Source organism: Aestuariibaculum suncheonense (assembly GCF_014596935.1).
Lineage (GTDB): Bacteria > Bacteroidota > Bacteroidia > Flavobacteriales > Flavobacteriaceae > Aestuariibaculum > Aestuariibaculum suncheonense.
Genome location: NZ_JACVXC010000004.1, coordinates 143,466 through 164,772, shown reverse-complemented (window position 1 = coordinate 164,772; position 21,307 = coordinate 143,466). Strand labels below are relative to the sequence as shown.

The following is a 21,307-nucleotide window of genomic DNA, read 5'->3' as shown; positions in this document are numbered from 1 at the left end:
TACATAATTGTAAATGAACTTAATTTGATCTTATTGTTTTGATTTTCAATTAATTGATGTTGTGTTTTTTTGTTCGTTTTTATATGAAATTATAAAAATAGTTACATCTTTGTATGGTAAAATACTTGTGTTTAGGGATAAAATACTGGTATTAATATGATAGTACAATCAATATGATATTAAGAAACTGTTATTTTTTTCTGTACATTTTTGGAGATTTACCAAATTTATTTTTAAAGGTTAGAGAGAAATAACTTGGGGATGAAAATCCTACCGAATAAGCTATTTCAGATATTGAAAGCGTCGATTCCTGAAGTAATATTTTTGCTTTTTCTAATCGTAGATTTTGAATATAGTCACTGACGTTAATATTTAATATAGCCTTTACTTTTCTATAAAGCTGTACTCTCGATATACCTAGATCCGAAGCTAATTGTTCTACATTGTAACTGGAATCATCAATGTTTTCATGAACATATTTATTCATGTCATTAATAAATTCTTGCTCAGAATTAGCAAGGTCATTTGTGGGTTCTGTTTTATAAATGTTTTTTATGTGATGCCTACGCAACTTTTCTCTGTTAAAAAGTAAGTTTTTAATGGATCTGTAAAGTATGGTAAAACTGAAAGGTTTTGTCAGGAACAAATCTGCACCCGAATCTAACCCTTGAATGTATGATTCTTTACTATCGTATGCGGTTAAAATAATAGAAGGAATATGTGATGTTCTTAAATCCTTTTTTAGAATGTCGCATATTTCGAATCCATTTTTATCAGGTAAGTTAACATCGCAAATAATTATATCGGGGATCAGTTCAAAAGCCTTTTCAATGGCTCCATGCCCATCGCATGTTTCAATAATAAATTCAGCAGAAAGTTTATTGTTCAGGTATCTTATGAGATCAGGATTGTCTTCTATTATTAATAAGGTGTTTTTGTTGTCTTCATCTATATCATTTTTAAGAATAAAAGCGTCATCTTCGTAGTCAGTCTCAAAACTTAAAGTAGGGTTTTCTATTATGTCAGGCTCATAAATTATTTCATCAGAACTTAAGTGTACATCGCCTTTATATAATGATATAATGAATTCCGCTCCATTTTTAGAATTTACTTCAATAGTACCTTTATGCAATTCAATAAATTCTTTAGAAAGGTGTAAACCAATGCCTGAGCTAGATTTTTTATTATTTGAACCTTGAAAGAAGGGCATGAAAACCTTATCCATTTCTGTATCAGGAATACCAATACCAGAATCGCTAAAATGGATCTTTACAAAATTAGTTTCTTCATCTATGATATCAATGCTAATTGTACCATTGTTAGGAGTGAACTTAAACGCATTAGATAAAATGTTAAAGTATACCTTATCCATTAAATTTCTATCGATGAAAACTTTTAAAAATTCATTGTTTGTGTTAATAGAAAATTTAATATTCCTTTTCTGAGCTTCACGTTCAAAATCTTTAAAAATAGATTTTGAAAATTGATACAAGTTGGTTTCTGATGCTTTCAAAATGAATTTTCTGTCTTCTATTTTTCGAAAGTCAATGAGTTGATTTATAAGTCTTAATAATCTTTTAGAATTGTTAAATATTAAACCTACCTCTCTAATTAATTTATTGTCTCTAATTGATTTATTGTCTGAAATTGATTCAATAGAAGAGAGGATTAGAGTAATAGGTGTTTTAAATTCATGTGAGAGACCGGTGAAAAAGTTAGTTTTAGCTTCACTTATTTTTTGAATATGTTCCTGTTGGATTGTGATTTTATTATTTCTTAGTTCTAACTCACGCTTTTTTTTACGAAGTTTAAAACCAGAATATATACTAAAGGAACCAAGTAGAATACTGGTAATTAAAAGACCTAGAACAAGTTTTAATATGTTCGTTTGAGTAGAATATGTTTTTTCTTGTTCATTGATTTTGTTTTGTTGGGCGACAATGTCTTCTTGATGTTGATTTATCTTGTCTAATTGATTCTTCATGATTTCCGCATTTTTAGAATCAATCACAGTTGTTCGTAAAATATTATTTTTTTGAACCTTTTCTCCGTTCAATATTCTTAAAGCAAGTCTAATAGCTTCATCACCACCAGTGGGGTATAAAATTGTTGCATTTAGAATATTGTTTTGGACCAATCCTATGCCTCCATCAGGAATGTTTAATCCATCAACACCTATGAATTTTAGTTTTTTTTCAAACTGTAATTTATTGGTTAAGTCCCAAACTTGTTTGGCCAATTGATCATTAAAGGCATAAATATAATCGATACCTCTAGGTCCTAAGGAATCTAAAGTTTTTACTATTTCGGAAGGATTGACTCCTTCAATAGTTTTAACAATGTTAATATTTGGATTATTTTGAATTTCATGATGAAAACCTAAGCTTCTTTCTTCTACAGGAGACGAGTTTCCAACACCTTTTATTTCTAAAACATGTATGTTTTTCTCTTGAGAGTTAGATATAATGTACTTGGCAGCTGTTTGTCCTACTTCTAAGTTGTCAGCCCCAACAAAAGCAGTGTATTTGTCAGAATTAATTTTTCGATCTAAAAGAATAATCGGTATTCCGGCATCGAATGCTTTTTCAATAACAGGGACAATACTATCTTGAACAAGGGGAGAAACAATAATCAAATCATATTGATTCTTAATCATTTCCTCTATTTGCGCTATTTGTAGTTTAGTGCTACCATGAGCTTCAAACCTTGAAAGATTAATCTCATTATGATTCAGAGATGCTTGAATTTGCATAGAATGATTCATTGCATTTCTCCACATCTGATCACTCAAGCATTGAGAAAACCCTATTCTGTATTTTTTATGATTTATTTCACTGCAAGAAATTATAATAATAGAAACTATAGAGATAAAAAAAAGAATAAGATTTCTCATGATGATTGAAAATGCGGACCATAATTTATGGTTCTGTTAGTCAAAAATATTACAAATATGTCAGTTTAAGATATATTTAGGTGTTATATGTTTTCAATTACTGCTAAAAAATTATACATTAAAATTTGGGTTAAATAGATACTCTTCTGGATCATTTAATTTATTATATCCTCTGTTCATTAATTGATTTTGAAGACAAAATTAAAAATGAAAACCATTGTTTTTATTGGTCTTATGGTGTTGTTTTACAGTTAATATTGGATACAAAGTGGCTAATTGTGTTATTGTTTTTAGAGTTATATCAACGTAACTTTAAATTGTATAATTTAAAATTATTTTGTTATGAAGGCACGTAAATTATATCCAAATCAATATGTTCCTAATTCTGTAGTTATTAACCCATATTTTTACACTAATTCGGTTACTAATACAAAGGAAGTTATATTAATAAATGAATGGTCTTTTAATGAGGGTGTTTCTGAAATGGAGCTTAATGTGGTTAAATTAACCGCTTTTGATGATAAGGGTAATGAGCATTTGTTTTTTGAAATGCCAAAAGAAAATATTGTGAAAATTAAGGGCATGAGATATGCTAGATTTTTGAAATCACATAGTTTAGACAAGTTGTCTAAGGGAACCTATTTATATTTTAGATTTTATCTGAAAAGTAATTTCAATAAATTCATTTATAGTAATGGTGAAGAAAAATATCTTTCCGGAGTTAATTGTTTAGATTTCAAAATTAAAAATAAATTGAAAGTTGATGGTCATCAAACAGGTGAGGTGAAGCTTTGGTTTGACTTAGCACCTAATCACTTTATTAGACATCTAAAACCAATTATTGACTTTATTAGAAAGGGCACCGAATGATTTTCATTAGTTTACTAGTTATTGGTGTAATTAGTTAACAGCGATTAATCTTTTGTTTTATTGTCTTTTTAGTATAATTCAAAATTATCCTTGCTAAAAAAGCTATCTGGCATTATTGTATTCTTAATTGATTTTTAAACAGTGGAGTTTAATATTTAAATGCTTTCCACAGTTTAATATAATAGTGCTACAATTTTTTTTAAAGGATAGCTTGTTTGCTGATGCTTAAATAAGTTTAAATAATTCAATACCTTTATTTTTTGTAGATATTTAAAATAGAGATGGAGAAAATATTTTACTGCGCATTAAAATTGAACAGGCTCTTTTTTATTTTGTTATGCCTTTCTAGTAGCCTCGTAATTGGACAATCAAATAATTCTTTTATAGTCTTAAAGAAGGTTTTAGATTCTGTTGATATCTACGATTCATCTAAGGTTTTGAATATAAAGGAATTAAACTTACGGCTAAATAGTTTAGATAAAACCAATCTGACAGAGAGATTCAATTTAAGTCAGGAGTTATTCGGGCAATATATTGTTTTTAAAAGGGATTCAGCTTTCAGTTATGCATTACAGACAAAACGAATTGCAGAGTCAGTTGGAGATAAGCAGCTTCAAAATAGGGCGTATTTAAATTTAGCCGATATATGTGTTTCTGGGGGTATGTATAAAGAGGGATTTGATTATTTAAATTCTATTGATACTACGAATATAACTAAAGAAATAGCTTCTTATTATTATGGTATAATGGGAAGATGTTACAGTGATATGGCTGAATATAGTAATCTACCCTATTTTAATGATGATTATGATGAACTAGCAAAGAAGTATAGGAACAAAGCCGTCTTGTTAACTGAAAAAGGAACGTTCTATTATAGTTTTCTGGTAGCTTTCAATAAGCTCAAGAGTAAAAAATATAAGGAAGCTCAGTTGGATTTTGAGGACTTGTTAAAAGCGGAAAATTCGGCACATGATTTGGCCTTAACCCATTTTATGCTGGGTGAAATTTATAGTATAGAGAATAAACCTAATGCGGCTATCGAGCATTTTACATTAGCAACCATAAACGATGTAAGAACCTCTACAAAGGAGTCTTTGGCCATGATTAGGCTAGCTGAACTTCTATTTAAAAAGGGCGATTTATTAAATGCTTCATTAGTTATTAACAAAGCCTACGATGATTCCAGATTTTATGGGGCACAACAGCGAAAACTTCAAATAGGAGCTGTTTTACCACTAATTGAACAAGAAATTTTAAAAAATATAGAGCGAGAAAAAACAAGATTATACTGGCAATATGTTGGAGTTACCGTTTTTCTTATAATAGTGTTGCTTTTTACAGGAATAATAATTATTCAGTTCAAAAGGCTTCAAAAGGCGAAAAAAGTTATAGCTAATGCTCACAATGAACTTCAGGATAAAAATGTAGTGTTGTTAGAAGTGAACAAGAAACTAAATGAGAGCAATAATGAAATCATTCAGGTAAATTCCAGACTTTTTGAAGCTAATAAAATCAAAGAAGAGTATTTAGGATTCTTTTTTACGGAGTACGATGATATATTTGAAAAGTTTAACGAATTAATAATAAAGGTTGATAGTTATCTTGATTTGGGAGAATATGAAAAGGTTAAGTATCATTTGTCCAAATATAATCCAAGAAAAGAAAAGGACAAATTATTACATAATTTTGACACTGCATTTATAAATCTTTTTCCAAATTTCATCAATGAATTTAATTCGTTAATGAAGGAAGGTCAACAAATTCGTCTGAAAGAAAATCAAATATTAAACAAAGAACTTCGCATTTTTGCCCTAATCAGATTGGGGGTTACTCACAATGAGAAAATAGCCCAAATACTCGGTTATTCAGTCAATTCCATTTATGCATTTAAAACTAAAGTTCGGAACAAATCTTTAATTGAAAACGAGAAATTTGATCTTAAATTGAACGAAAACACTTCAATAAGAGCTTAAATTTCTTTTAAATTGGACATTGTTTTAGTTTAATAATCTATATTAAAATTGTTGTTTTATATATTTTAAAATATTAATTTTCAGATATTTAGTTTTTTTGTTTGTCCTGTTTTATTCATATTTATCTATACGTTTTTTTAAGAGCGTCTTTTAGGATGTGTTTTTTTGTTCATTTGTTAATGAGTTGTTTCAAATTAACTCAATTATATTCTAAATTAACTCAAACTAATTTTAAGATGAATGAAAAAACTAAACTAAAACTACTTAATAGGATAAAGAAATTAAAGTATTTATTATTCTTTATAACTCTATTCTATTCTTTGAAAATTTCATCACAAGAATTAAATCAGTTAAAAGTAACTGGTAAAATTTTAGATGAATTTAATACACCACTTCCAGGAGCGTCAATAGTTGAAGAAAATACTTCGAACGGAGTGATTTCTGATTTTGATGGAAATTTTGAAATCACAGTTCGTAGTGTGAATGCAAATCTCGTCATTAGTTATATCGGTTACAAGACTCAAATCCTAAATACAAGTAAAAATCCTATATCGATTAAGTTAGTTCCTGATGTGTCTTCTTTAGATGAGGTTGTAATTATTGGCTATGGAGAATCCAAGCAGAGAGATTTAACAGGTTCCCTATCTGCTATAGAAATGGCAGATGTTCAAAAACAACCAGCTTCAAATATCGGTGATGCGATTCAAGGTCGAGCGGCCGGAGTAACCATTACGACATCTGGTCAGCCAGGAAACAATCCAACTTTTAGAATTAGAGGTACAGGAACTATTGGAAATAATGATCCTCTAATTGTAGTGGATGGTATGCCTTTAAATGGTGGGTTAAATCAGGTTAATATGAAGGATGTAGAATCTCTACAGGTTTTAAAAGATGCTTCAGCGACTTCGATTTATGGTGCGAGAGGATCAAATGGGGTTATAATTATTTCTACCAAAAGAGGTAAGAAGGGGCAAGGACAATTAAGTATTGATACATTTACCGGATTTCAGCAGGCGACAAATACCATAGATGTTTTAAATGCGCGACAATTTGCATTGTTAAGTAATGAAATGTTAGTTAATGGAAATTTACTACCCAATCCGGAATTTACGAACCCTTCTTCTTTAGGTTCTGGTACAGATTGGTTAGATGCTTTTTTTACTACAGGTAGACAAAGTAACATAACACTTTCATATTCCCAAGGATCTGATAAATCTAATTTGTATACCTCCATTAACATTTTTGATCAGGATGGAATCATAATCAATTCGGGGTATACAAGATATATAATGCAGTTTAATAGTGATACTCAAATTAATGATAACTTGAAGTTTGGTAATAGTTTGAAGTTAAATTATGATATCAAAAAAAATGGAGATAATAGTATTCAAAATACTATTCTTTCTCTGCCTACACAACCTATTTTTAGAGAGAATGGGAACTACTCAGGACCAATAGGGCAGCCAATTTACTCAGGAGATTTGGATAACCCAATAGGGAAATCAAATATCGTAGAGAATACCACTAAAGGGTATAATCTCCAGGGAAATATATATGGAGAGTTAGGGTTTTTAAAGAATTTTAAATTTAAATCTATTCTTGGAGTCGAGGCAAATTTTTGGGATACGCGAACTTGGGCTCCTTCATATAGTTGGGATTCAAAAGTATCTCCTAATGCATTTTTAGCGGAAGGTTCAAATAAGAGCTTAACCTTACTTTGGGATAATACTTTAACCTTTAATAAGGAGTTCGAAGATGGAAGTTCTATAACAGGGGTTTTAGGTACAAGTGCCCAGGAAAATCAATTTAAATATATCAGTGGCTCTGTACAAGGGTTCACTAGTGAAAATGCTCAAACAATTAATAATGGCTTATTACAACCTACCATTAATGGAAGTGGGTCTGAATGGTCAATATTTTCATATTTTGCTAGGGGGCAATTCGATTATAAAAATAAATACTATCTAACGGCTACAGTTCGTAGAGATGGTTCTTCAAGGTTTGGTGAAGGTAATAAATATGGAACATTTCCATCGGCATCTGTGGCATGGAGAGTAACCGAAGAAGGTTTTTTTGAAGATTCAAAAAGTATAAATGACTTAAAATTAAGAATAGGTTATGGTATAACAGGTAATCAAAATATAGGTAATTATTCTTTTGCATCATCATATAATACAAACCTCTATAATTTTAATAACACCTTCGTGACGGCAGCTGTACCAACCGTACTTCCTAATTCTAATGTTAAATGGGAATCACAGAAACAATTCAATATTGGTTTAGATGCAAGCTTGTTTGATAATATAGTTGATTTAACAATTGACGGTTATATTAAAAACACAGAAGATATGTTGGTGCCTCAAACAGTGCCGGTTACTTCTGGTTACTCTGATGTTTTTGTGCCATTTATTAATGCAGGAAAAATTAGAAACCAAGGAATAGAAGTTGTGCTTACTACTAATAATATTAGGAAGGATAAATTTAAGTGGTCTACAGATTTTGTTTTCGCATATAATAAAAATGAAGTACTCAGTATAAATAGCGATACACCACTTACTACAGGAGGTATTGGGTTAAATTATACATTGGCGAGAATACAACCAAATTATCCAATTAATGTTTTTTATGGGTTTGTTCAGGATGGTATATTTCAAACTCAAGAAGAAGTAAATAATGCTGCTCTTCAAACCCCAGGAATAAATTCATTTACAAGTACAGCACCAGGTGATATACGTTTTAAAGATTTGAATAGCGACGGAGTAATAAATGATGATGACAGAACTTTTATAGGTAATCCAAATCCTGACTTCACCTATTCATTCAACAATACATTTAAAATAGGAAATTTTGATTTAAGTGTTTTTTTTCAAGGCGTATATGGTAATGATATATTTAACGCTAATAGATTGTATACAGAGAATATGTCTGTTACAACCAATCAATCAACAGCGGTTTTAGACCGATGGCAAGGAGCAGGAAGCAGTAATACGATGCCGAGAGCAATTTTTGGCGACCCAAATAATAATAACAGGCAGTCAACAAGATACATTGAGGATGGATCTTACTTAAGATTGAAAAATGTGAACTTGTCTTATACGATTCCAGTAGACAATTTTAAAAAATCCTTTTTCAATAATGCAACGCTTTACATTTCAGCTCAGAACCTATTTACAATCACAAATTATTCTGGTTTCGATCCGGAAATAGGTCCAAATGGTATTGATAATAATATTTATCCAATAACAAGAACATTCACCTTAGGAGCAACCGTTGGATTTTAAAAAATATACTATGAAACATATAAATATCATACTTATAATTTTCGGCTTCACAATTATAACAAGCTGTAGTGAAGACTTTTTAGATAAACAACCACTTGATACAATAAATACAGAAAACTATCCTCGGACAGCTGAGGAACTGGTAACGGTTGTTAATGGTGCTTATCAACCATTGCAATGGCCAAAATTATATAATTTAAGAATGTGGACATCTGATATTATGGCAGGTAACAGCATCGTCGGTGCCGGTGGAGGTACTGATGGAATTGAAACACAAAATATGTCCAATTTTACAACTCAACCAGATAATGCAGGAGTTTTAGATCTGTGGAGGGGCCCTTGGCCAGGTATTTTGATGTCAAATATAGTTTTGGAAACGGCTCCTACCTTGGATATAGATACTGCTATTAAAAATAGAAGTATGGGTGAAGCTCATTTTTTACGAGCTCATTACTACTTCATTTTAGCACGTTATTTTGGAGATGTTCCATTGGTTACCACGCCTCTAAGTTCTGATGACGATTTATTTCCAGTAAGGAATCCTGTAAAAGAAATTTATGATTTGATTATAGATGATTTAGAGAGCGCTGCTCAGCTTTTGCCAAAAAAATCATCATATGGTCAACAAGATTTAGGAAGAGCATCAAAAGGGGCTGCATACGGATTATTGGCTAAAGTACATTTAACTTTAGGTAATTATCAAGAGGCTTTAAATATGGCAACAGAAGTAGAGTCTTTAGGTTATGATCTAAATGATAACTATGCGGATAATTTTGATATTAATAATGAAAATTCAAAAGAATCTATTTTCGAAATACAATTTGCATCAGACGGAGGTTATAGCTTCTGGGATAATGAAAATCAAGCTTCATGGGCTAGCCCATTTATGGGACCAAGAGGTGCAAATTTTGTTGGTGGTGGTTTTGGTTGGAATCAGCCCACTCAAGAGTTTATGGATCAATATGAGGAAGGAGATTCAAGAAAAGAAGTTACAACACTTTATGAAGGGTGTCCTGATTTTGACGGGAAAGATTACCAAAGTGAATACTCCTATACAGGGTATAATGTTCGTAAATTTTTAGTTCCACTAAGCCTAATTCCCTCATATGACAACAGTCCTCTTAACTTTCCGGTATTACGTTTTTCAGATGTATTGTTAATGAAGGCAGAAGCGTTAAATGAATTGGGTCAGACATTACAAGCCGAAAATTATTTAAACAGGATAAGAAACAGAGCAGGTCTTGACGACATTCAACCAGGTTTAAGCCAAATTAATTTTAGAGAAGCTGTCTTAAAAGAGCGTAGGTTAGAATTAGCTTTTGAAGGGCAACGTTGGTTCGATTTAATACGTGTCAATAATGGTCAATATGGTTTAGACTTTTTACATTCTATAGGTAAATCCAATGCTTCCCAAAAACATTTACTATTTCCAGTGCCACAGATAGAAATTGATAGAAATCCAAAACTAACTCAAAACCCTGGTTACTAAAAAAGAAAACGATGAAGAATAAAAATATATTTAAGAATATCATTTGGGTAATGATAAGTGTTTTAACGCTTGTTTCTCTATCCTGTAATGATGATTTAGTTGATAACACTTTTGATACAGATGACGTTTTAGAAGTGACACTTTCTAATTCTGAAATGGTGTTAGAAGAACTGTTTTTCAATAATAAAGTGGTATTTAATTGGTCTAGTGGATCGAATAAAAGTACTGGAGCAGCCATAAAATATAGACTAGACTTGGATTTGGTCGATGGTGATTTTTCAAACCCAATAGCAATTTTTGTAGATAATGTGCAGAACACATTTTCACATGAAGTTAGATTTGGTGATTTAAATAGGGCGCTTCTCGATTATGGTTTAGATGTTGACAAGACATATGATTTAAAGGCAAGAGTTACTGCTAAAGTGTCTAATGAATTGGTTTCAGATCAAGTGGCTTCAGCTAATTTTAATGTAACAACTTTTAAACCAGTTTCAAATAAACTATTTATAGTTGGAGATGCCACTCCAAACGGTTGGGATATATCCAATGCAACAGAGTTGACAGCCTCAACAACACAAAGGGGTGTCTTTGTTTATAGAGGCGATTTAACTTCAGGGAATTTTAAGTTCGCAGTAAGTCAAGATGGTTGTTGGTGTCAAGATTTTTATACAAAGGACGCAATTGATTCTGGCAAAATCATTTATAACGAAGGAGGAAGTGGAGATGATTTACAGTGGTCAATTGATCAAAGCTTAGAGAATGATCAGGAATATAAAATTACTGTAGACTTATTAAATAAGACAATTAAAATAGAAGTCGTAGAGATTACAGTAAAAACTCCCCCTTTCGCAAATTTATGGATAGTTGGAGATGCTTCTGAGAGCGGATGGAACATTGATTCACCAGTAGCATTTAATCAAAACAGCGATAATCCTTTTGAGTTTTATTATGAAGGACAGCTTAATCCAGGAAATTTTAAAATTTTCGCAGGCGCCTTAGGTGACTGGTGTGGGGAATGGTATCGACCATTTCAGGATAATCAAATATTGGAAAATGGTATTGTAGATCAAAACTCAGGTTGTGATGTCGATAATAAGTGGAGTGTTAGTGAAGCAGATCAAGGTAGGTACAGAATCATAGTCGATACCCAGAATAATACAATCGTCTTTAGCAAAGTATCATTGTATTTGATCGGCGATGGAGGACCAAACGGGTGGAATATTAACAATCCAGATCCAATGGATTATGTTAATGGCGAATACATTTTTCTTGGGGAATTAGGAGCTGATAATCCTACTGGAGAATTTAAAATTTCAAAGTTTATTGGAGAATGGTGTGGAGGAGAATGGATTAACGCAGCAACTAGTTCCCAGTCCATAACAAATACAAGTTTTATTTATACTCAAGGTTGTGATGGGCCAGATAATAAATGGAAGATGCAAGAGGGAGATGCAGGTACGTATGAAATTCGTGTAAACCTTGTTACAGAAGTTATTACAATAATTAAGCAATAACAGTTTAAATAAATAAAATGGGAAAAATAATATCAAAAAATAAATTCACAATATTTTTAATAGTTCTATTAGTATTAAATTTTTCTTGTGATAATAACGAAAGTCAAGAATTAGAAGTAGAGGAAAGTATAACTCCAGAAATGTATTCTGAGACTTTAGGGCTGTTAAAGGATAAAGCAAAGTATGCGCCGGGCGAGGAAGTAAGTTTTCATGTTGATGAAGTGCGTGAAAACACGATAATAAGATATAAGTTTTTAGGGGAAGTTCTTGCAGAAGAATCCTTGTCTGCAACTACTTGGAATTGGACACCTCCAATAGAAGATTTTCGGGGTTATATGGTAGAACTTGTTGATATCGCAAATGAAGATGTTTTAGGAACCATTGCTGTTGATGTATCTTCCAATTGGACTAAGTTTCCGCGCTATGGTTTTCTTTCTAGTTTTGGAAATATTTCTTCAGAAAATCAAAATGAGGTCTTGAATAATTTAAAGGATTTTCATGTTAATGGTTTACAATATTACGATTGGCATGCTAAACATCACATTCCGCTGCCTTTGGATGCTAATGGAAGCCCTGAAAGTACTTGGGTTGATTTATTTAATCGTGAAATAAAGTTTGAAACGGTTAATAATTACATTAACGCTGGACACGAGTTAAATATGGCTTCTATGTTCTATAATTTAATTTTTGGTGCTTGGCATCCAGAAAATGGGGACGGTTTTTCTAATGAATGGTTAGCATTCAAAGATCAATATCACAAAAATTCAGATAAACATGATTTGGGTGATTTAGGAAGTATTTTGGTGACCAATCCTTCCAATCAAGATTGGCAGAAATATATTTTCAATAAGACGGAAGATGTTTATTCAAATTTAAATTTTGATGGATGGCACTTAGATCAATTAGGAAACAGAGGTTTATTATACGATTACAATGGTTATCTCATGGATTTGGAAACTGGTTTTGAGAATTTTTTAAATAATCTAAAAACCCACTTTCCTGAGAAGAAAATAGTCCTAAATGCTGTTGATCAATACGGACAAGATAATATTTTAAAAACCCCCGTAGATTTTGCTTATACTGAGGTTTGGAGCAGAATACAATATAGCGATTTAGTTCAGGTTATCTTGGAAAACAGAGAAATGTCAAATAATCAACTAAATACAGTTTTGGCAGCCTATATGAATTATGATGCTTCAGAGGGAAGTTTTAATACGCCTAGTGTATTGTTAACAGATGCTGTAATTTTTGCATTCGGAGGTTCTCATTTAGAGCTTGGAGAGCATATGCTTTCTAGAGAATATTTTCCTTTTAACAACTTATATATGCAAGATGATTTGAAAAATTCTTTAAAAGAGTATTATGATTTTATGGTGGCGTATGAAAACCTGTTAAGGGATGGAGGAGACTTTGTTATACCTGATGTATCGTCAAAGAGTATTAGTCTTAATAATTGGCCGCCAATAACAGGCAATGCTTCAGTGGTCGGGAAAAAAATTGATAATAAGACAGTTATTCAATTATTAAATTTCGACGGGACTAATACACTTAGCTGGAGAGATAATAATAAAATCCAAACAAAGCCGAATGCGTTCGCAGGTTTTGATTTGTCTATCGCTGTTGATCATTCGGTTTCTAAAGTTTGGTTTGCTTCACCAGATTTTAAAGGAGGAGCGTCGAAAGAAGTAGAATATATTCAAAACGATAACACAATTCAAATTACAGTGCCTTATTTAGAATACTGGAGTATGATTGTTCTTGAACAATAAATACAGTAAAACATTATGAGAACAATTTTATTATTGGTCGTTTCAATAACTTTTGTAATTCAGTCATATTCTCAAACTTCACAAGTAATAACAGGGTTTGAGAAAGATAAAAATAGAGTTACGATTTCTCTGGATGATGGTTCTAAAATGAGATTAAAGTTTTTAGATGGAGAAAATATTAAATTTTGGTTTTCTCCCGATGGCCTTTTTGAAAGAAACAATGCTTCGTTTGCGGTAATTAATGAAAGTTTTGATCAAGATTACAGTATAGAGGTAAATCAGTCTTCCACAAATCTTGAAGTCTTTACAGAAAAATTGAGGGTTATAATTTATAAGGACCCTTTTAAAATTCAAATTTTTAATAAGTACCAAAGATTACTTTTTGGAGATGTTGATTTGCAGCCATATTGGATAGATGGAACTCTGGTTAAGACCACTAAAAAACTTAGAGATGATGAGCATTTTTTAGGGCTAGGAGAAAAAACAGGAGATTTAGATAGAAGAGGGAAGTCATTTATTATGTGGAATAGTGATAAGCCGTGCTATTCAGAGATTGAGGATCCACTATATAAGAGTATCCCTTTTTTTATGAGTAATTACAATTATGGGCTTTTCTTGGATAATACTTTTAAAACGAAGTTTGATTTTGGGAAGGAAGTTAAAAACGAACTGTCATTTTCTGCCCCTGCAGGAGCTTTTATTTACTATTTCTTTTACGGTAGTGATTATAAGGAAATTATAAAAAGCTACACAAGGTTGACAGGACAACCAATTATGCCACCAAAATGGGCCTTGGGTTGGTCACAAAGTAGAGGAATGTTAACTAACGAGAACCTTACAAGGGAAATTGCTACTGAGTATCGAAAACGAGGAATTCCATGTGATATAATTTATCAGGATATTGGATGGGTAGAAGGATTACAAAACTTTAATTGGCGCAATGATCGATACGATAATCCTAGGGAAATGTTATCTGATTTAAATAAGCAGGGGTTTAAAGTGATTGTATCACAAGACCCAGTTATTTCTCAGGAAACAAAAGCTCAATGGCAAGAAGCTCATGATAAAGGCTATCTGGTTTTAGATGATAGAACCGAATTAGCTTATGATATGCCTTGGCCATGGGGAGGTAATGCAGGTGTTGTTGATTTTACTAAACCGGAAGTAGCTGATTGGTGGGGGAATCTGCAGCAAAAGACTTTGGAAGATGGAATTAAAGGTTTTTGGACAGATATGGGAGAGCCAGCCTGGAGTAATGAAGAAAGCACTGATAGATTACATATGAAGCATTATTTGGGTATGCATGAAGAAATTCATAATGTTTATGGTTTAACCTGGGATAAAGTGGTGACCGAGCAGTTTGAAAAGCACAATCCAAATCAAAGAGTTTTTCAAATGACCAGAGCGGCCTATTCGGGATTGCAACGATATACTTTTGGTTGGTCAGGTGATAGTGGGAATGGAGAAGATGTAACAGATGGTTGGGAGAATCTCGCAAATCAAATTCCCTTAGGATTATCGGCAGGAATGGGACTGATTCCCTTTTGGACAACTGATATCTCGGGTTACTGTGGAGATATAACCAGCTATGAAGAGTTTGCAGAATTATATGTGCGTTGGCTGCAATTTGGTGTTTTCAATCCATTAAGTAGAGCTCATCATGAAGGGAATAATGCTGTAGAGCCATGGTTGTTTGGTGAAAAGGCTGAACATTTAGCTAAGCAGGCTATCGAACTTAAATATCAGTTGATACCATATTTATATACTTATGCGCGTGAGGCATATGAAACAGGAATTCCAATTTTAAGGGCCTTACCAATTGAGTTTCCGAAAGATGAAAAGGCTATTGAAATTAATGATCAGTTTTTCTTTGGAGAGAAACTTTTGGTAGCTCCAGTAGTTCAGGAAAATGTGAGTTCTAGAAAAGTATATTTACCAAAGGGCATTTGGGTTGACTTCAATAATCCAACAAAAACTTACAAAGGTCCAGTTACTTTAGATTATAGAGTATCGCTAGAAACCATTCCTATGTTTGTAGAGGAAGGCGCGATAATACCCAAGATGCCTGTAATGAATTATATCGATGAGGTTGAGAATCCAGCCATGATTGTTGAAATATTTCCTTCAGAAACTAAAGAGTCTTCATTTGTATTATATGAAGATGATGGTACTTCAAATAATTACAAAAAAGATGAATTTTCAAAAACCAAAATTCATTTAGGTAAGAAAAATGAAAATTATACCATAAAAGTCGATAGACCTATTGAACAAAATTTTTATTCAATAAAACGAAATTATGTGTTTCAAATACATTTGGTAAATAAGCCTAAAAATGTCCTAATAAATAAGCTTAAGCTTAAAAAGGTTGATTTAAAAACGTTAGAAACTAGTCAAAATACAAACTTTGATTTATCAGGTTATCATTACGATAAAGAGCATCAACTTCTTTGCATAAAAACACCAGATACTAAACTAGCTATAACTATAGAAATTAATAAATAATTTAAAATGATAAGAAAACTTATTTTCACTGTAATATGTCTTCTGAATTACAGTAATACGATATTGGCTCAAGTTGTAATCTCTCCTAATAAAGAAGTGCAATTAGATTTTATACTTCAGGAAAATGGAACTCCGGGATATAAAATAGCCTATAAAAATAAAGCAATTATTAAGTCTAGTAAACTTGGATTTACGCTTAAGGAATCTGAAAATTTGGATAATGGTTTTACACTTTTAGACTATGAAACATCAACATTTGACGAGACCTGGAAACCGGTTTGGGGAGAAGAAAGTGAGATAAGAAATCACTATAATGAAATGCTTGTTAAGTTAAAACAGGAATCAACGGGACGTTTAATGAATATCCGTTTTCGAGTGTTTGATGAAGGAGTAGGGTTTCGTTATGAATTTCCAGAACAACCTAATCTAGGACATTTCGTTATTGAAGATGAAAAAACACAGTTCGCTATGACTGGAGATCATACGGCATTCTGGATTCCAGGAGATTATGATACTCAGGAATACGATTATACCGAATCTCGTTTGTCTGAAATTCGGGGATTGATGGATAAATCGATTACCGGAAACCTGTCGCAAAAGTCGTTTTCTTCAACAGGCGTTCAAACATCATTAATGATGAAAACCGATGACGGTATATATATTAATATTCATGAAGCCGCTTTAATAGATTATTCCGTATTACATTTGGAATTAGATGATGAAAATATGGTCTTTAACGCTTGGCTAACTCCCGATGTACAAGGGACAAAACCTTATATGATTGCTCCAGCCAACACCCCTTGGCGTACCGTTATGGTCAGTGACGATGCCAGAGATATTTTAGCATCACGCATAACCTATAATTTAAATGATCCATGTGTTATTGAAGATACGTCATGGATTAAACCTGTGAAGTATGTAGGTGTTTGGTGGGAAATGATTACAGGAAAAAGTTCATGGGCATATACCAACGATTTTAAAGCTGTGAAATTAGGAGTGACTGAATATGGTACAGCTACTGCTAATGGAACACATGGAGCGACCAACAAGCGCGTAAAAGAACTCATTGATTTTGCGGCCTTACATGGTTTTGATGGCGTTTTAGTAGAAGGTTGGAATGTTGGCTGGGAGGATTGGTTTGGACACTCCAAAGATTATGTATTCGATTTTGTAACGCCATACCCTGATTTTAATGTAGACGAAATTCAAGCTTACGCAAAATCTAAAGGAGTTGAAATGATTATGCATCACGAAACATCTTCTTCCGTTAGAAACTACGAAAGACATTTGGATGCAGCCTATCAGTTTATGAAAGATCATGGTTACAATGCGGTTAAAAGTGGTTATGTTGGGGATATTTTACCAAGAGGAGAGAATCATTACAGCCAATGGATGATTAATCACTACCAATATGCTATTGAAAAAGCAGCTAATTATGAGATTATGGTAAATGCTCATGAAGCGGTTAGACCAACAGGAATAGCCAGAACATATCCTAACTTAATAGGTAATGAATCGGCTCGTGGCACCGAGTATCAGGCCTTTGGAGGCTCAAAACCTAATCATGTTACAGTATTGCCTTTTACCCGTTTAATAGGTGGACCAATGGATTATACTCCTGGTATTTTCGAAATGGATATAAGCAAATTAAATCCGAATAACAATTCTCATGTTAATAGCACTATAGCCAATCAGTTGGCGCTTTATGTTACTATGTACAGCCCGTTGCAAATGGCAGCCGATTTACCTGAAAATTACAATAAGTTTTTAGATGCTTTTCAGTTTGTAAAAGATGTTGCGGTTGACTGGGATAAAAGTGTGTATTTAGAAGCAGAACCAGGAAGTTATATCACCATTGCAAGAAAAGCTAAGGGTACAAACAATTGGTTTGTGGGTAATGTTAATGGAAAACAAACCCGAGAATCTAATATCTCATTAGACTTCTTGGATAAGGATAAAAAATATACAGCAACTATTTATGCCGATGCTAAGGATGCTAATTACAAAACGAATCCGCAGGCTTACACGATAAGAAAAATGAAAGTGACTAATAAGACGAAGTTGTCATTAAATAGTGTAGAAGGTGGGGGATATGCTATAAGTATTATGGAAGAATAGTTTTTAATGAAATTTTATTGGGAATGGGACTTTTTTTCTAAATTTACACATATAATCAGAAAACTAAAGCTGCATACGTTTTAGCATACGATTTAAGTAAATTAACAGCGGAAAACCTCAGTAAAATGGTTTTTTAAATGGAAGTCTTGGGGCTCATAACCCGAAGGTCACAGGTTCGAGTCCTGTTCCCGCTACGAAGCAAGAGAATTTAGAAATAGGTTCTCTTTTTTTTTTGCAGTAAATTCTTAGTACAAGCTCCATTTTTCAAGTATTAATGCAACACAACTTGTTTTTATTTTATATACGTTAAAATACACATATTATTCTTAGGTTTAATGAAGAAGATTAATATTAATTGTCTAACGGTAAAAAGGACTATTTTATACTATTGGTATGAAGGTCAAAATAGGGTAGGGCACCATCTTGTCTTGGTGGGTGGTTTAATATTTTATGATAGCGCTTTGTGATATGCTTTACCAATTCTACTAAGTCACCTTTAGTAGCCTGTTTATTCATGTCTTTTGTGAGTCCCAGTCTTATCCAATCTGCAAGTAGAGTTCCAATAGTTGCATTTGCAACGCCTTGCATACTCATAGCTTCTACTTTTGTTTTGGTTTGTTCGGGATTATTATCGGCCGGTACAATGGTATCTTCAATATTGGAAGTTGGTAATTTTGACTGTTTTGATTTCTTCGCATTGTGTGCTTTAGATCTGCAGGAGTTACAGCAAAATTTTTGAACGCGTCGTCTTGTAGGTTCAAATTCTTTAAAGTAATAGTTACAAGTTTAATATCTCATTAAAATAAGCGTTTAATAGTTGGTTTTAGGATTAAGTTTAAATAATAAGAATAAAATGCCTTCCATTTTATCACCAACTTTCTGTCTTATAATTTCAAAAGCCTTATACATTTGGTTCTCTACGGTTCTTACAGATATGTTTTGGTGTTCTGCAATTTCGTTATAAGTAAGTCCTTCTAGTTTAGCCATGGTGAAAATGGTTTTACACTTTGGAGGAAGGTTTGAAATTTCTTTTTTTACAACTTCAATTAATCTGTTAATTTCGGTGTAATCTTGTTCCTCAACAATAGAATTCAGGTGTTTTATATGCTCTTCTTCTAGAGGAGACATAATTCTACTTCTTCGGTACTGGTCTATAAATTCGTTGTAAACGGCTTTGTATAAGTAGTTCTTTATAGAGATGTCAAACGATAGCTTTTTTCTTTTGTGCCAGACTTTAAAAAACACATTCTGCACAATGTCTTCGGCCTTAAATTTATCTTTTGTTAGTCCCTGAGCATAAATACATAATCTGGTGTAATATTCATCCATGATGTAAGCATAGGCGCTTTCATTTCCTTCAATTAAATTTTCAATAAGGATGTTGCTATTCACCTGAATAAAAGTCGGATTAAGTGTTAAATAAGTTGAAAGTTTGTGTAAACATATAATTTTTTTTCTAAAAAATGTGGGTGGTATTAATTCTCATCCGTAATAATAGTATAACCTTTTATAAAATGACAGAAAGAGATAAAAAAGCATCAGTGAAATTTCTTGCAAATGAGGCAAATATTGATGATTTGGCTCATTTGAATGAATGGCTTAAAGACTCTAAAAACAACCAACTATTTAAAGACTACATTAAATCGAATTATTTAATGGATTCCGGTATGAATTCTTTTAATTCGGAAATTTTTAAGAAAAATTATTTAAAAATAATCCGTGAAGAAAAACGTAAAGAAAGACGCTTAAAAATTTATAGATGGTCTGGTTACGCGGCGGCTATTGTAGTTGTGGCTTTGTTAATAGGAAATTTTGTTTTTAATGGTTTGGTAGGTAATTCAAAAGATGAGTTAGTTCCCGTAGTTGTAAACAACAATATTAAACCCGGAGAAAATAAGGCTGTTTTAACTTTAGACGATGGTGAAGAAATAATCTTTACTAAAGGTGCTTCTATGCAAACCCAAGATGCCATAAGTAATGGGGAAGAATTAGTTTATAAACCTAATGAGAGTACTTCTAAAAAGATAGTATTCAACACACTCACAATTCCTAGAGGAGGTCAGTTTTTCGTGAAATTGTCAGATGGCACTCAGGTATGGTTAAATTCAGAATCACAATTAAAATATCCTGTAAATTTTATTGAAGGGCAAACTCGCGAAGTAGAATTGGTTTACGGAGAAGCCTATTTTAATGTGTCTCACAGTTCAGAACATCTTGGTTCACACTTTAAAGTCTTGAATAATAGCCAGGAAGTTGAGGTTTTAGGGACAACTTTCAATATAAAAGCCTATAAAGAGGAATCTATTATTTACACGACATTAGTATCGGGTAAGGTGTTTTTAAAAACGAATGCTGTACAGCAAAATTTAATTCCAGGAGAACAGATAGAATTAATTAAGTCTAATGGAGAACTAATTAAACGAAAAGTTAATACAAGCACAGTGATTTCTTGGATTGATGGGAATTTTGATTTTAACGATGTGCCTTTAGGTGAAATAATGAAAGTGCTCTCAAGATGGTATGATATGGATGTTAAGTTTCAAAATGAAAGTATAAAGTATCAGAGATTTACAGGAAGGTTGAGTAAAAATCATACAATAGAAGATATTTTAACTAGTATAAAAGGAGCTGAAATTATTAATAGTTATGAGATTAGTAATAAACAACTTATTATAAAATAGAGATTGAAAATACTAACAATAGAAATAACGCTCAAAAATAGTAAAAGCCTATGATTTAAAACAGAAATAATTCTAACTAAAAAACAAAAAAAGGAGGAAATCAGTTTACACCGTCCAAAGTAGAAAACTGGTATCCCTCCGCTTACAGTATTAATTACAAATAACTAACACCAAAACAAATTTATGGAAATTAAATTAACTAAAAGGCGTTTTTTAA

12 protein-coding genes are annotated in these 21,307 nt (G+C 32.2%); 9 read left to right on the top strand and 3 right to left on the bottom strand.

The window, feature by feature from the left end; translation table 11 throughout:
* Positions 1-190: 190 nt before the first annotated feature.
* Positions 191-2,893: a hybrid sensor histidine kinase/response regulator transcription factor gene (locus ICJ84_RS11650; RefSeq protein WP_188216583.1), complete on the bottom strand. Its 2,703-nt coding sequence runs from the start codon at positions 2,891-2,893 to the stop codon at positions 191-193.
* Positions 2,894-3,235: 342 nt separating this feature from the next.
* Here ICJ84_RS11650 and ICJ84_RS11645 point away from each other — a divergent pair, with 342 nt between their 5' ends.
* The 8 genes from ICJ84_RS11645 to ICJ84_RS11610 all read left to right on the top strand — a co-directional run bounded on the left by ICJ84_RS11645 (position 3,236) and on the right by ICJ84_RS11610 (position 18,409).
* Positions 3,236-3,763 (top strand): hypothetical protein, encoded by a 528-nt coding sequence (locus ICJ84_RS11645; RefSeq protein WP_188216582.1) that lies wholly within the window; start codon positions 3,236-3,238, stop codon positions 3,761-3,763.
* A 281-nt stretch (positions 3,764-4,044) separates the two neighbouring features.
* A complete protein-coding gene (locus ICJ84_RS11640; RefSeq protein ID WP_188216581.1) occupies positions 4,045-5,736 on the top strand; it encodes a DUF6377 domain-containing protein in 1,692 nt (563 codons plus the stop codon).
* Between the two features lie 320 nt (positions 5,737-6,056).
* Entirely contained in the window at positions 6,057-9,017 is a 2,961-nt protein-coding gene (locus tag ICJ84_RS11635) for a SusC/RagA family TonB-linked outer membrane protein (protein WP_206688702.1), read from the top strand.
* Positions 9,018-9,027: 10 nt separating this feature from the next.
* Positions 9,028-10,506 (top strand): RagB/SusD family nutrient uptake outer membrane protein, encoded by a 1,479-nt coding sequence (locus ICJ84_RS11630; protein WP_188216579.1) that lies wholly within the window; start codon positions 9,028-9,030, stop codon positions 10,504-10,506.
* A gap of 11 nt (positions 10,507-10,517) precedes the next feature.
* On the top strand, positions 10,518-12,020 hold the full coding sequence (locus ICJ84_RS11625; RefSeq protein WP_188216578.1) for a SusF/SusE family outer membrane protein: 1,503 nt from the start codon (positions 10,518-10,520) through the stop codon (positions 12,018-12,020).
* A 17-nt stretch (positions 12,021-12,037) separates the two neighbouring features.
* Positions 12,038-13,789: a glycoside hydrolase family 66 protein gene (locus ICJ84_RS11620; RefSeq protein WP_188216577.1), complete on the top strand. Its 1,752-nt coding sequence runs from the start codon at positions 12,038-12,040 to the stop codon at positions 13,787-13,789.
* A 15-nt stretch (positions 13,790-13,804) separates the two neighbouring features.
* Positions 13,805-16,291, top strand: a complete 2,487-nt coding sequence (locus ICJ84_RS11615; RefSeq protein ID WP_188216576.1) for a glycoside hydrolase family 31 protein — start codon at positions 13,805-13,807, stop codon at positions 16,289-16,291.
* Between the two features lie 6 nt (positions 16,292-16,297).
* A complete protein-coding gene (locus ICJ84_RS11610) occupies positions 16,298-18,409 on the top strand; it encodes a glycoside hydrolase family 97 protein (protein ID WP_188216575.1) in 2,112 nt (703 codons plus the stop codon).
* A 375-nt stretch (positions 18,410-18,784) separates the two neighbouring features.
* On the opposite strand, the gene ICJ84_RS11605 is transcribed toward ICJ84_RS11610, so the two are convergent.
* A complete protein-coding gene (locus ICJ84_RS11605) occupies positions 18,785-19,003 on the bottom strand; it encodes a hypothetical protein (RefSeq protein WP_188216574.1) in 219 nt (72 codons plus the stop codon).
* A 216-nt stretch (positions 19,004-19,219) separates the two neighbouring features.
* A complete protein-coding gene (locus tag ICJ84_RS11600; RefSeq protein WP_317173665.1) occupies positions 19,220-19,801 on the bottom strand; it encodes an RNA polymerase sigma factor in 582 nt (193 codons plus the stop codon).
* 122 nt (positions 19,802-19,923) lie between these two features.
* Between ICJ84_RS11600 and ICJ84_RS11595 the strand changes: the two genes are divergently transcribed.
* Positions 19,924-21,090 (top strand): FecR family protein, encoded by a 1,167-nt coding sequence (locus ICJ84_RS11595; RefSeq protein WP_188216573.1) that lies wholly within the window; start codon positions 19,924-19,926, stop codon positions 21,088-21,090.
* Positions 21,091-21,307: the final 217 nt, after the last annotated feature.

What these genes read in the sequence shown, in the direction of transcription:
- ICJ84_RS11650 (WP_188216583.1), bottom strand. Translation starts at nt 2,893, where the DNA reads ATGAGAAATCTTATTCTTTTTTTTATCTCTATAGTTTCTATTATTATA.
- ICJ84_RS11645 (WP_188216582.1), top strand. Translation starts at nt 3,236, where the DNA reads ATGAAGGCACGTAAATTATATCCAAATCAATATGTTCCTAATTCTGTA.
- ICJ84_RS11640 (WP_188216581.1), top strand. Translation starts at nt 4,045, where the DNA reads ATGGAGAAAATATTTTACTGCGCATTAAAATTGAACAGGCTCTTTTTT.
- ICJ84_RS11630 (WP_188216579.1), top strand. Translation starts at nt 9,028, where the DNA reads ATGAAACATATAAATATCATACTTATAATTTTCGGCTTCACAATTATA.
- ICJ84_RS11625 (WP_188216578.1), top strand. Translation starts at nt 10,518, where the DNA reads ATGAAGAATAAAAATATATTTAAGAATATCATTTGGGTAATGATAAGT.
- ICJ84_RS11620 (WP_188216577.1), top strand. Translation starts at nt 12,038, where the DNA reads ATGGGAAAAATAATATCAAAAAATAAATTCACAATATTTTTAATAGTT.
- ICJ84_RS11615 (WP_188216576.1), top strand. Translation starts at nt 13,805, where the DNA reads ATGAGAACAATTTTATTATTGGTCGTTTCAATAACTTTTGTAATTCAG.
- ICJ84_RS11610 (WP_188216575.1), top strand. Translation starts at nt 16,298, where the DNA reads ATGATAAGAAAACTTATTTTCACTGTAATATGTCTTCTGAATTACAGT.
- ICJ84_RS11605 (WP_188216574.1), bottom strand. Translation starts at nt 19,003, where the DNA reads ATGAGTATGCAAGGCGTTGCAAATGCAACTATTGGAACTCTACTTGCA.
- ICJ84_RS11595 (WP_188216573.1), top strand. Translation starts at nt 19,924, where the DNA reads ATGACAGAAAGAGATAAAAAAGCATCAGTGAAATTTCTTGCAAATGAG.